This is a genomic window from Agrobacterium vitis (assembly GCF_037039395.1).
Lineage (GTDB): Bacteria > Pseudomonadota > Alphaproteobacteria > Rhizobiales > Rhizobiaceae > Allorhizobium > Allorhizobium vitis_E.
On the sequence record NZ_CP146242.1, the window covers coordinates 782,401 to 795,254 of the forward strand.

The 12,854-nt window shown below is 56.7% G+C and carries 14 protein-coding genes; 5 read left to right on the plus strand and 9 right to left on the minus strand.

The window, feature by feature from the left end:
• Positions 1-169: 169 nt before the first annotated feature.
• Entirely contained in the window at positions 170-1,261 is a 1,092-nt protein-coding gene (locus tag V6582_RS06345) for an IS5 family transposase (protein WP_349508847.1), read from the minus strand.
• Positions 1,262-1,515: 254 nt separating this feature from the next.
• On the opposite strand from V6582_RS06345, the gene V6582_RS06350 reads away from it, so the two are divergent.
• From V6582_RS06350 to blaOXA, 5 genes are all read left to right on the plus strand, one after another.
• Positions 1,516-1,986, plus strand: a complete 471-nt coding sequence (locus V6582_RS06350) for a gamma-glutamylcyclotransferase (protein ID WP_156632873.1) — start codon at positions 1,516-1,518, stop codon at positions 1,984-1,986.
• Between the two features lie 105 nt (positions 1,987-2,091).
• Positions 2,092-3,294 (plus strand): pyridoxal phosphate-dependent aminotransferase, encoded by a 1,203-nt coding sequence (locus V6582_RS06355; protein WP_156632874.1) that lies wholly within the window; start codon positions 2,092-2,094, stop codon positions 3,292-3,294.
• 66 nt (positions 3,295-3,360) lie between these two features.
• Positions 3,361-3,963 (plus strand): LysE family translocator, encoded by a 603-nt coding sequence (locus V6582_RS06360; protein WP_156632875.1) that lies wholly within the window; start codon positions 3,361-3,363, stop codon positions 3,961-3,963.
• Positions 3,964-3,994: 31 nt separating this feature from the next.
• Entirely contained in the window at positions 3,995-5,758 is a 1,764-nt protein-coding gene (locus V6582_RS06365) for an NAD(P)/FAD-dependent oxidoreductase (protein ID WP_156632876.1), read from the plus strand.
• Positions 5,759-6,000: 242 nt separating this feature from the next.
• Positions 6,001-6,828 carry a class D beta-lactamase gene (gene blaOXA, locus V6582_RS06370; RefSeq protein WP_420360208.1) on the plus strand — a complete coding sequence of 276 codons (828 nt, stop codon included), beginning with the start codon at positions 6,001-6,003 and terminating at the stop codon, positions 6,826-6,828.
• A gap of 21 nt (positions 6,829-6,849) precedes the next feature.
• Here blaOXA and ispH read toward each other — a convergent pair whose 3' ends face one another.
• From ispH to cyoE, 8 genes are all read right to left on the minus strand, one after another.
• On the minus strand, positions 6,850-7,872 hold the full coding sequence (gene ispH / locus V6582_RS06375) for a 4-hydroxy-3-methylbut-2-enyl diphosphate reductase (RefSeq protein ID WP_156632877.1): 1,023 nt from the start codon (positions 7,870-7,872) through the stop codon (positions 6,850-6,852).
• Between the two features lie 14 nt (positions 7,873-7,886).
• Positions 7,887-8,258, minus strand: coding sequence for a DUF1304 domain-containing protein (locus tag V6582_RS06380; protein ID WP_015915169.1), 372 nt, complete (start codon positions 8,256-8,258; stop codon positions 7,887-7,889).
• A gap of 161 nt (positions 8,259-8,419) precedes the next feature.
• Positions 8,420-9,145, minus strand: coding sequence for an SURF1 family protein (locus V6582_RS06385; RefSeq protein WP_156632878.1), 726 nt, complete (start codon positions 9,143-9,145; stop codon positions 8,420-8,422).
• Between the two features lies 1 nt (position 9,146).
• Positions 9,147-9,527 carry a DUF983 domain-containing protein gene (locus V6582_RS06390; protein WP_156632879.1) on the minus strand — a complete coding sequence of 127 codons (381 nt, stop codon included), beginning with the start codon at positions 9,525-9,527 and terminating at the stop codon, positions 9,147-9,149.
• 283 nt (positions 9,528-9,810) lie between these two features.
• The gene (locus V6582_RS06395) at positions 9,811-10,686 is read right to left on the minus strand and encodes a cytochrome c oxidase subunit 3 (RefSeq protein WP_156632880.1); all 876 of its coding nucleotides are present in this window, start codon (positions 10,684-10,686) and stop codon (positions 9,811-9,813) included.
• Positions 10,687-10,957: 271 nt separating this feature from the next.
• The gene (locus V6582_RS06400) at positions 10,958-11,575 is read right to left on the minus strand and encodes a cytochrome c oxidase assembly protein (protein ID WP_156632881.1); all 618 of its coding nucleotides are present in this window, start codon (positions 11,573-11,575) and stop codon (positions 10,958-10,960) included.
• A gap of 141 nt (positions 11,576-11,716) precedes the next feature.
• Positions 11,717-11,854, minus strand: a complete 138-nt coding sequence (locus tag V6582_RS06405; RefSeq protein WP_060719083.1) for a hypothetical protein — start codon at positions 11,852-11,854, stop codon at positions 11,717-11,719.
• A complete protein-coding gene (cyoE, locus tag V6582_RS06410; protein WP_156632882.1) occupies positions 11,854-12,810 on the minus strand; it encodes a heme o synthase in 957 nt (318 codons plus the stop codon). Before cyoE ends, V6582_RS06405 begins: the two co-directional genes overlap by 1 nt.
• Positions 12,811-12,854: the final 44 nt, after the last annotated feature.

The following is a 12,854-nucleotide window of genomic DNA, read 5'->3' on the forward strand; positions in this document are numbered from 1 at the left end:
AAAATATTTCTACATAACTCATAAATTGGACACCTCGATTTACCGGTCGCAGTTGGCAAGATGGTGCCGTGGATGTATTTCCGCGATGAACTCGCGCGGATGATCGCCCATTTTTTGTGATGATTGCCGCATCTGCGGCATGCATTTCGGCCTTCCGGCCAGCTGCGCGTTATGCGGTCCGTGGTTTTCCAGTCAGCCAGACATAGCGAAGCATGTTGTAGGTGATATTGGCCATGCCGATCTTCACCCTCGCTCGGCTGATTCCGATGGTGCGCACGAAGAGCTTCATCTTGTCCTTCTGCCGCGCAAAGACATGTTCGATGGCGGAGCGGACCTTCGAACGACGGCCGTTGGCGCGCGACATCGCCTCCGGCATGGGTTTGCCCTTTGGCTTCTTCTGATGGATGTCGGACTTTAGGCCATTGTCCTGCAACCATTCCTCGTTGGTCTTGGAGCGATAGGCCGTATCGGCCCAGACCGTCGACGCGGTATTGTCTTTGGTCACTACGTTTCGAAGCTGGGCTCCGTCATGGGCGCTCGCACTCGTCACCGTCCATCCCCGGATAAAGCCATGGGCTCGGTCGATGCCTGCATGGTTTTTGTAACCAAACATTGGAATGGCAATATCGTGCTGGCCAGTCGTCGTCGACGTCGGCGTCTCCGTTGGCCGTTTCGCCTTGGAATACTTCACTGTCCATCGCGCGTCGCGGTCCTTCTGGGCCAGCCTGGCGGGTTTATCCTTCCAGTCCTCAGGGATTTCGCCGGCCTTGATCGCGTCTTTCTCGTCCTGGCTGTTATGTTGCTTGGGAGCCTGGATGATCGTGGCGTCAACGATCTGCCCGCCTTTGGCCAGATATCCGGAACGTGAGAGATGCTTGTCGAAACGGGCAAACAGATTATCAATGGCACCTGCACGCACCAAACTCTCTCGGAACAGCCAGATCGTCTTGGCATCCGGCACCTTCTGCGAAAGGGAAAGGCCAAGGAAACGCATAAACGACAGCCGGTCCTGGATAACAAACTCCGCTTGGTCGTCGGAGAGATTATAAAGCGCTTGCAGCACCAGGATTTTAAACATCAGAACCGACGGAAATGGTGGACGTCCACCCTTCGATCCGTCGGACCGCTTCAGCGCCTTCGCTAAAGGTTTTTCAAATATCGCCCATGGAATGATGCTGTTGAGCTTCTCCAGCGGATCGCCGACGGCACTCAGCCGTTCGTAACGATCATCCAAATCCCAAAAGCCCGGTTGCCCACGCATCATCCGCTCCCAGAAAATCACACTGGCCGGATTGAATCATGAAACGCGGAAAATGGGGAGGTTTTTAGAGGTGTCCAATTGCATTGACAGTTTTCAAGTGAACTCATACTTAATCCACAACGTATTTTTTGCTTTATTTTTGAAGCATTAAAAACAACTGGAATTTTGCAATACTGTATAAGCGTAATACTCAGCATCGATAACTGAAATAAATACTCGACCCTAGGCGTCCTCGATACAAGAGATATATTTCGATGAAATATTACTTCGCCTATGGGTCCAATCTCGATGTCGCGCGACTTGAAAAAGAGCGCCTGAATAAAGACGGCGTCCATTCCATCTCGCGTGGACTGGGACGACTGGATGGGTATGAATTGGTGTTCAACAAGCCATCAGCCTATTTTCCGGGAGCGGGTGCCGCCAATATCCAGCCCAATGCTGCTGCCCATATCTTCGGCACCCTGAACCTGATGCCGCAGGCTGGTTTTGACATTCTCGATATCTATGAAAATGTTGAAACCCAACAATATGAACAGCTTGAAGTCGATGTCGTAGACATGGGCACAAATACGACGGTCAAGGCCATCACCTATATTTCCCTAAAGCATAATGTGGACGGTCTCAAACCGAGAACCGGCTATATGAACCACATCCTGGCGGGCGCCGATGTTCTGCCAGTTGCCTATGTCGACTATTTGAAGTCCCTGCCTGTCATGCCCGACTGAGGACACGGCGTTCTGGCCGTGTTTCTCCACCTCGCATTTTAAATCTACCCCGTTTCGCAAACCGCTGCGCATTCTGATGCAACACGCGCTAGGAAGACCTGTATCATGACGATTGTTGCCCGTTCCGTGTCTGAAATCCGTCCGTCGGAGACCATCACCATCAGCCAGAAAGCGCGATCGCTGAAGCTGGCCGGTGTCGATGTGATTTCCATGTCGACCGGCGAGCCGGACTTCGACACGCCGGATCATATCAAGGCAGCGGCTATTGCTGCGATCCAGCGCGGCGAGACCAAATATACCAATGTGGCTGGAATTCCTGAATTGCGCGAGGCCATCGTGCGCAAGTTTCAGCGCGAAAACCAGCTCTCCTACCGCGTTGATGAAACCATCGTCGGCACGGGCGCCAAGCATGTGATCTACAATGCGCTGCGGGCCAGCCTCAATCCCGGCGATGAAGTGATCATTCCCGCTCCCTACTGGGTCTCCTACCCGGAAATGGTGTCGCTATGCGGCGGCGTGCCGGTGCGGGTTGCCACCACGCAGAAGGCGGCCTTCAAGCTGCGGCCCGAGGATCTGGAACAGGCGATCACGCCACGCACCCGTTGGGTCCTGCTGAATTCGCCGTCCAATCCATCGGGTGCCGCCTATACTCATGACGAGTTGAAAGCGCTGACCGATGTGCTGATGCGCCATCCGCATGTCTGGCTTTTGACCGACGATATGTATGAGCATCTGGTCTACGGCGATTTTCAATATGTCACCGGCGCGCAGATCGAGCCCGGCCTGAAGGACCGCACCCTGACCGTCAATGGCGTGTCCAAGGCCTATGCCATGACCGGCTGGCGGCTGGGCTATGCCGCAGGTCCGAAAGTGCTGATCGATGCCATGGTGCTGCTGCAAGGCCAACAGACATCCGGCACCTGCTCGATTGCCCAATGGGCCGCCGTGGCTGCCATGGATGGACCGCAGGACCATTTGGTGCAGTTTCGCACCGCTTTCGACAATCGCCGTCACCTGATCACCTCCATGCTCAATCAGGCCAATGGCTTGACCTGCCTACTGCCGGAAGGGGCCTTCTATGTGTTTCCCTCCTGCGAAAACACGCTTGGCAAAACCACCGAAGGCGGCCGGTTGATCGAGACGGATGAAGATTTCGTCACGGCATTGCTGGAGGAAAAAGGCGTCGCCGCCGTGCATGGTTCCGCCTTCGGGCAGGCCGGAAACTTCCGCCTGTCCTATGCCACGGACGAAGCCGCCATTACCGCCGCCTGCCACCGCATTCAGGAATTCTGCGGCAACCTGCGGTAATTCGACACCCATTTTTATCGAGCACTGTAAACGCGGCTTCATCGAAGCTCCGCGATTGGAAAAATCATGACTATTCTTGGAATTTCTTACCTGGCATTGGCCCTCTATTACTGGACAATGTCCGTCACACCCGGACCCAACAACGTCATGCTGACAATGTCGGGCGTCAACTTCGGCTTCACGCGCACCGGCCCGCATATTCTGGGCATTGCCATGGGTTGCGCGGTGCAGACGTTTTTGCTGTGTGTCGGCTTTGGTATTCTGTTTGACTATTTCCCCGCGCTGCAAACCCTGCTGAAATGGGCAGGCGCCGCCTATCTGATCTATCTTTCCCTGAAGTTGATCGGCGCCAGAGTTGCCAATGCCCAGTCCGCACCGCAGCCCCTGACCTTTATTGAGGCGGCTTCGTTTCAGTTCATCAACCCGAAGGCATGGGTCAAGGCGACGACAACGGCATCGATCTTCATGCCGACCGGAACCTCCATCCTTGCCTCCGGCGTGGCGATTTTTACCGTCTGCACAGCTGTGAACATCGTCTCCTCATCGCTCTGGGCCAGTTTCGGGGTCGGCATCCGCTCGCTTCTGGCCAACCCGACCTATCTGCGCGTGTTCAATTACACCATGGCCGCGCTGCTGATCGGCACCGCGATCTATGTCGTCATGAGCTGACCGTTTTTCTCACCAAACCTCCGAGGCCAGCATGAATGTTCTTCTTCTTTCGCGCGTGGATAATGAGATCCTCGAGGATCTGGCCACGGACACCCTGCTTTTCCGCCATGACCTGGTTCGCAAGGGGCCTCGGCACCTGTCGCGTTTCCTGCGGCAAAATCCTGTCTCGGTGATTGTCACCGCCGACAGGGTGGATGCCGATGTGCTGGCGGAATGGTCGCGCGCGGCCAACCGGCCAGTCTATGTGGCCGTTTATGGGGAAGCCGGAACCGACAAGGCCTGGCAGCGGCAATTGGCGACCAGCCAGATCACCGTTCTCGGCCCGGCGACCAGCGTGGTCGCCGCCTTCCGGGTTGCCGAACAATGTATCTGCAACGATCAGTTCGGCGGTGGCGTCCATACGGATCTGCGCGAAGAGGTGACATTCATCGGTGCCGGTATCGTCAATCTGATCACCGCCCATTACGCCATCGAGGCGGGCTATAGTGTCCGGATCATCGATGCCCGGCAAGATCCGCGCCGCAAGACCGATTGGCGATCGCTGGGATGCAGTGCAGGCGGTGGCGACGCACGGATGTTTACCCTGTCAGAAATGGACAACTATCATTGTCGTCACATCCATGGCGACATGAACTGGCAATTTTCACGGCCTGTGACCGAGCGCGGCTGGAACGTTGCCCCATCCAGCAGCCTCAAGGAGGCCGAGCGCGACTGGATCGCCTCTTTCGAGAGTGTTCCGGGCTGGCTGGCCGAAAACTATAACGACTCGATTTTTCGCTTCAATCGCGAGAGCCATCCTCTCTGGGATGAATGGATCGCCAGGGAGCCGGAACTGTTTGCCGCATCCGGCCTGCAACGCGATATCCTGCGGGTCTATTCGGATGCTGACCATTTTCAACGCTCCAAAAGCCGCCAGGACCGCATCGGCGCGACCTTGAGAAATGCCTCCCTGGACGAGATTGCCGCCGAGCAGCCCATCCTGCGCCGGGCTATTGAGGCTGGCGAAATTTCGGGTGGCGTCTATGTGCAAGGCTTCACCCTCAATCTGCATCGCTTCATGGCCAATTTGCTGGATCGGTATGAGGCTCGCGGTGTGGTCTTTGATTGGAATACCGAGATGACCAGCATGCCGACCCGCTTTGATGGTCAGGTGGATCATGTCGTGCTGTCCACTGGCGAGCGCGTAAACGGCAATCTGGTGATCTCACCAGGGGTCTATGCAGGCGCCGCAATCGCAAAGACCGCCTCGCATCGCCAGATCTGCGGCGTGCTGGGTGCATGGCTCTCCCTGCCCGACCCACAAGGGCTGCTGCGCAATTCCTTGAAACTGGCGCGCAAGGACCATATCACGGAAGATGCCAATGTCACCATCGGCTGGAGCGAACAAGGCGAACGCGCCGCCATCATCGGCTCAGGCTACGGCTTTACCGGCTTTAATCCCAACAACATCGACGCAGAGCTTCTCAACACCCTCTATGACGGCCTGATCGATACCGCAGCCACCTGTTTCCCCGAGCAATATCAGAGCCTGGTCGAGGCTGGCAGCCTGCGCGAGACGCTGAAATATTGCGTGCGTCCCTGGACCCCATCCGGTCTCGGCCTGTTCGAGACCTATAAATCCAAGGCATGCTGCGTGGTTCTGGTCGGTGGACACAATACGGGCGGCTTTGCGCAGGCCCCGGCCATCGCCTCGGCCATTCTGGCCACCATGCGCAACCACCATCACCAGATGCATGTCGATTATCACACCGAAAGGCTGTCTCTGATGACCCAAACAGACACGTGGATGACCTGATGATACCAAGTCTCTGACATGCTCAGGCATCCTCGCCTTGAAGGAATTGCAAATATCTCAAATGCAGCAGACGCTTGAGATATTTGCAAACGGAATACCAACGGCCATTTTCAATGACCCTTGGTATTATCCCATCGTCCGCCCATATCGACAGCAATCAACCCAGATCATTGTCCACCATAATGCTGCCGAAGTTTTCGCTTGCCATAGCACTCCCGCGACAATCCTGGGTTTCTGTCGCAATCGAGGTAAAGGAACAGGCTGTGAAACTAGGGCAAATCGCGCTGACACTTGTCGCAGCCAGCTTTCTGGCATCCACGGCGCAAGCCGGAACGATTTGCACGGTCATTGCCGATAGCAGCACCGGAAAAACCCTGATCCAGGACGGCAATTGTGCGGAGCGGGTCACGCCGGCATCCACCTTCAAGGTCGCCCTCAGCGTCATGGGATACGATGCGGGTTACCTAAAGGACGAGCATAATCCGACCCTGCCATTCAAACAGGGTTATGTGGACTGGGGCGGCGACAATTGGAAACAGCCGACCGATCCGGTGCGCTGGCTGAAATACTCCGTCGTCTGGTATTCCCAGCAGATCACCAAGGCGCTTGGGCAAGACAAGCTTCATGACTATGCGACGAAATTTGCCTATGGCAATGCCGATTTTACCGGCGATCCCGGCAAGAACAATGGCCTGGAGCGGGCATGGATCGCCTCGTCCTTGAAGATTTCACCGCTGGAACAGGTCGCGTTCCTGCAAAAGCTGGTGCAGCATCAATTGCCCGTTCGCCCCGAGGCCATGGACAAGACAATGGCCATCGTTGAGCAACGCCAGATCGCCGATGGCTGGACAGTCCACGGCAAAACCGGCGCCGCCTTCCCCCGTCTGTCGGATACCACGTTTGATTATCGGCGTGGATGGGGTTGGTATGTCGGCTGGGCCAGCAAAGGCAAACAGACCTATGTGTTTGCCCGTCTCATTCAGGATGAGAAAAAAGACCAGATTACCCCTGGGGTTCGGGCCCGCGATGCTTTGCTTAAAGAACTGCCGGGTCTGCTCGCCCGCAAGTAAGATCAGTCCTGCCCCGGCGGGTCAACCGTTGACGAAGGCCATGTCGTCCTGGGTCAGTTCGATGGAGCGCAATTCGCGATTGACCAGGAAGTTTTCGTTTTCGATGGAGAATTCAGCCAGCTCGATTGTCGCGTCGAAGCGGGACTTGAAGGCTTCGATGATTTCGTTGACCACCACTTCCGGCGCTGATGCGCCTGCCGACAGACCAAGGCTGCGGATCTCGCCGATGGCGTCCCAATCCAGCTCGCTGGCGCGCTGCACAAGGATGGAGCGTTTGGCGCCAGCTTTCAGCGCCACTTCCACCAGCCGCTTGGAATTGGAGGAATTGGGCGCGCCGACGGTGACGAACAGATCGCAACCGGGCGCGGCCTGCTTCACCGCTTCCTGCCTGTTGGTGGTGGCATAGCAAATACTGTCGGCGGCAGGCGCTTTCAGCTCCGGGAAGCGTTCCTGCAATTTGGCAATCACGCCTGCGGTATCGTCCACCGACAGCGTGGTCTGGGTGACGAAGCCGAGATTGAGCGGATCGGCGGGCTCATAGCGTGCGGCATCCTCAACGGTCTCCACCAGGGAAACGGTGCCTTCGGGCAATTGCCCCATGGTGCCGATCACTTCCGGATGGCCGGCATGACCGATCAGGACGACATGGCGGCCAAGCCGCTGGTGGCGCATGGCCTGTTTGTGCACTTTCGAGACCAGCGGACAGGTGGCATCAAGATAGAAGAGATTGCGCTTCTGCGCATCCTCAGGCACGGATTTCGGCACGCCATGAGCGGAAAATACCACAGGCTGCTGGCGATGCTCGGCCGGGATTTCATCCAGTTCCTCGACAAATACCGCGCCCTTCGCCTCCAGCCCCTCAACGACATAGCGGTTGTGGACGATTTCGTGACGGACATAGACCGGCGCGCCATAGCCCTTCAGCGCCAGGACGACGATCTGGATCGCTCGGTCGACGCCAGCGCAAAAACCGCGCGGGCCGCACAGCCGGATCGTCAATGGCGACCGGGTTACCGAGCCGGTTTCCAGAAGCGTTTTGTCCATCGCAGTCGTCATTGTTATCCAGCCAGTAAAACCAAAAACAGGGCAATCGCTGCCGGCGCGGCCTGGACGAAGAAGATCCGCCGCGACACGGTCCTCCCCCCATATAGGCCAGCAACCACCACAGCGCCAAGAAAAAATACCTTGAGCTGGAGCCCCATGGCCGGCAGCGGATGCAGAAGTGCCCAGAAAAGACCCGCAGCCAGAAAGCCATTGTAAAGCCCTTGATTGGCGGCCATCACCCGTGTGGTTTCGGCGCCCTGCAGGCTTTTACGGAAGATTTTCCGGGCGCGCGGTGTCGTCCAGAGAAACATTTCCAGCACCATGATGTAGATATGTTCCAGCATGACAAGAACGACCAAAACTGTCGCTATTAAGAATATCGTCATATCTCTCACCCCCGTTCGAGATTGTTGAAAGCAGCAAATTCCGGCAATCCATGCCTAAGAAAACAAAGTAAAAACGTAGACGGACTGCACATTTATGCTTGAACCGATTGGGTTCAAGCATTTTGCCAATATCCACATTATTATTGATTCTGGAAATGACTTCAGTTTTTCTTTCTGAAAACCGAAATAACCGCTATCACTGCCAGTGCAAGCGCCAGACCATACCAGGTCAAGGCATATTGCAGGTGGCTATTGGGCAGGTCGATCATGGTGACACCGCCGATCGGCAGGCCGCCGGGCACTGGAGACGGCCCTGCATCCAGAAAGAACGGCAGAACCTTGGCCGCATCGATTCCGGTGCTGGCTGCCATGGCATCGAGATCTTTCCAATAAAACACATTCTTGGCGATATCGTTGTCCGGCACCAACCGGGAGGGCTTTTCCACCAGTTTCGCCCGCGCCAGACCGGTCACGCGCTGGAGGCCCAGCAATTGCCCACCCATGCGTGTCGAAGGCTCTTTCTTCTGCTCCGGCACAAAACCGCGATTGACGAAGAGAATATGTCCATCGGCAAGCTGAAGCGGCGTGTAAATGTAAAAACCGGCATCGCCGTCATAGGTCGCCAGGAAACGGCGTTCCTTGTCGTTGAGATAGGTGCCGGAGGCGGTCATGGCCCGGTAATCGACATCCCCGCCACTGCGTACCAGCGCATCTATTTCCTCGACGCTGGCAGGGGGCTGATGACGGCGCGACTCGATATCGGCAATCAGGCCTTCCTTCCAGGCCAGGCGATGCATTTGCCATGTGCCAAGCGAGACCAGCAGCGCCAGGGCGACCAGCACCAGAAAGCCGCTTACGGCAAGCCTTACACGCGTCATCGCACCCATCCTACTCCCGGTCGATCTGCCCCGGATGGGCATTGTGCCTGTATTGCAGGGCAATCAGCAGCGCCTTGATGGTGCGCAACAGCCAGAGCGACAATCCGATCGCCAAAGGTCCAAAGATCAGAAAATGGACCCACAATCCCGGCGAATACGTGACCTCCGTATAAAGCGCTAGGCCAACCACCAGAAAATCGGCGATCAGAATAACAAAAATCGACGCCCCATCGCCTGGATCAATACTGCTATAATCGAAGCCACACGCACTACAGGCGGGCTTCAGCTTGGTCAGCCCCTGAAAAAGCTTGCCCCGGCCGCAACGCGGGCATGAAGCCGAAAGAGCGGCCTGGACCGGTTCGACCGGCGGAAAATCGCTATTGCTGGCCATGGCGTCGAGGTCCTCTTTTCATTCCAGAGTTTGTGAGTTTCAGATTAAACCACACAGTCTCGCGTTTCGCCTGTCTTGTCGGGAACACCCGATTCCGCGTTCGGTATAGTCCTTAAGCCCAACTGCAAACAACAAGGCGGCGCTCTTGACGCCGCCCTTGTTAATTCCAGCCAGTTGGCCGTTAGAGGATTTCTGTGTTTCATGGAACCGCAGAAACACTCTAACTGTTTGTTTTAACGCATGTCCGGACGCAAAACCGCACCGCGCTTTTGCTGGAAATGGTCTAATGGGCCAGCGGCGCGCCCCAACCGCCCCAGATATAGATCGAGAAGAACAGGAACAGCCAGACCACGTCGACGAAGTGCCAGTACCAGGCCGCCGCCTCAAAGCCAAAATGCTGTTTCGGGGTGAAATCGCCCTTCAGCGCCCGAAACAGGCAGACCAACAGGAAGATCGTACCGACCAGGACGTGGAAACCGTGGAAGCCGGTGGCCATGAAGAAGGTCGCGCCGTAAATCGAGCTTTTGAACGCGAAAGGCGCATGCATATATTCATAGAACTGCACAAAGGAGAACAGCGCGCCGAGCACCACCGTCAGCGTCAGGCCGCTGATCATGCCCTTGCGGTCATTGTGCAGCAGAGCATGGTGCGCCCATGTAACACAGGTGCCTGACAGCAGCAGAATGACGGTGTTGTAAAGCGGCAGGTGCCAGGGGTCGAGCACTTCGACACCCTTTGGCGGCCATTGCCCGCCGGTAAACTCGACCCGCGATGCCTGGATGGCTTCGTGGGGAAACAGGCTGGCATCGAAAAACGCCCAGAACCACGCGACGAAGAACATCACTTCCGAAGCGATGAACATGATCATGCCATAGCGCAGATGCAGCGACACAACCCGCGTATGGTTGCCCTCATGGGCTTCCTTGATCGTATCGGCCCACCAGCCGAACATGGTGAACAGGATGATGGCGAGGCCGATGTAGAACAGCCAGGGATGCGCCAGTTCCATGCCGAACAGCTTGAACGAGCCGCCATGCAGGTAGCGCATATAGCCGACCCCGCCGAAGGTCAGGATGAAGGCTCCGAGCGATGCCAGGATCGGCCATGGGCTCGGATCGATGATGTGATAGTCATGATGTTTCTGATGGGCGTCGGCCATGTCAGCAATCCCCGCTTGAAAACTCTCCTCAAGTGACCCGCCGCCTCTCGCCGCCGATCACTTCATCCCTTACAGTCTATCCAAGAATCGCCGCTGGCCGTCTGCAAATGGCAATTTCTGCGCTTCCGGTACTCACGTACATTAAGTACGCTCCGTTCCAGTTCTCGAAATCACCATTTTCGCCAGGCCAACAGCAATTCTTGAACAGACTGTTAATTTCCTACCCTTGCTCCTGGTCTGCTTCCCCCGCTTTGATACGGCAGAAAGCTCACTAAAGCTTAGGTTGAACGGTGGTCTTGTCCTGCGCAATCCCCGCCACCGGCTTTTCGCCGCCATGCGGATAGAATGTATAGGACAAGGTTACTGTTCCGATATTCTTGGTTTCCGGCTGCGCCATGATGTCGGGGTCGATATAGAAGACCACCGGCATGTCCAGCGTCTGGCCGGGCTGTAGCACCGTCTCGGTAAAGCAGAAGCACTCGATCTTGTTGAAATAGACCGCCGCCTCCATTGGTGTCACGTTGAACACCGCCTGTCCCTTGGTTGGATAGGGCGAGCGATTGGTGACAGAATAATTGGCCTGAATGGTCTCACCGATCCTTGGGGCAACAGAGGCCTGCATCGGCTTGAAATCCCAGTTCAGACCGGGCGAGACATTGGCATCGAAAGTGACAGTCATCTTGCGATCGAGAATGACCGATGATGGCTGTTCGGCCCGCTGGGTCGTGCCGTTATAGCCCGTCAGCTGGCAATACATCCGATAGAAAGGGGCCGCGGCAAAGCTCATGGCGGTGACGCCGCCGACAAACGCCAGGCAGGCGAAAAACACGGTCAGGTCCTTGCCCTTGCCGCGCCGTTCTTCTGCTTGCTTGCCTCCCGGTTCTGCCATGGCTCGTTCCTCCCGTGCCGCTGCTTGAATGGTCTGCCTATGTCAACGTCTGCGTTTCAAAACCCGGCTATCGCTTCTCTCACTTGAGCATTTCCGGTCTGCGCATCGCCAAATGACGAACCGTGCGCAATCAGATCATGCTCATTGTCCCATGCCGCTGATCTTCACCAACGTCACGAGATAAAACAACACGACAAGTCCGGCCAAGACCAGGCCCAGCGCTATATTGCGACCCCGTCTCGATTTTCTCTGAGCTTCCGTCAGCTTGACCGTTTCCATCACAGCACTCCCGACGCATGAGCGATAAGGCTCGCCGCATAGTGATCGACCAGCAGGGCTGAAAACACCGCAAACAGGTAGAAAATCGAATAGGCGAACATTTTGCGGGCCGGCGCCATGCGCTCATCGCCCTCTGGCATCCGGCAAACGGCAACGGAGCAGGCAACAAAGATCGCACTCAGCACGCCAGCCACCAACCCGTACCAGAGCGAAGCAAGCCCGGTGAAAGCCGGTGCCACGGCAAAGATGCCGGTCAGCACCGCATAGACGAACATCTGACGTTTGGTCGAAGCCTCACCCGCCACATTCGGCATCATCGGCACGCCAACCGAACCGTAATCGCGCATCTTGTAGAGTGCCAAGGCCCAGAAATGCGCTGGCGTCCACAGGAAGATCACCATGAACAGAATGACGCTGTCCAGCGACACGCCACCTGTCACGCAGGCCCAGCCGATCATCGGGGGAAAGGCTCCCGATGCGCCGCCAATGACGATATTCTGCGGCGTCGAGCGTTTCAGCCACATCGTATAGACAACGGCATAGAACAGGATGGTGAAGGCCAGAAAGGCGGCGGCGAACCAGTTGACCGCGAGGCCAAGAATCGAGACCGAAAAGACCGACAGCGTGATGCCGAAGGCCAGCGCCTCCTGCGGACGGATGCGGCCTGCCGGAATGGGACGGCGCGCCGTGCGGGTCATCACCGCATCGATATCGGCATCATACCACATGTTGAGGGCACCCGATGCCCCAGCCCCAACCGCAATGCACAGGATGGCAATGACACCCAGAATGGGGTTGATCGTGCCAGGCGCCAGTACCAGACCGGCAAAGGCGGTGAACACCACAAGCGACATCACCCGCGGCTTTAAAAGCGCGAAGAAATCCTTCGCGCCCGCTTCGGACAGACAGATCTCACTGTCCAGACCGATGATGTTGCTGTTGTCTATGGCTGCCATTATGCTGTCCTGACCTGTCATGTTCTCAACGCCGCAGCGGCTTC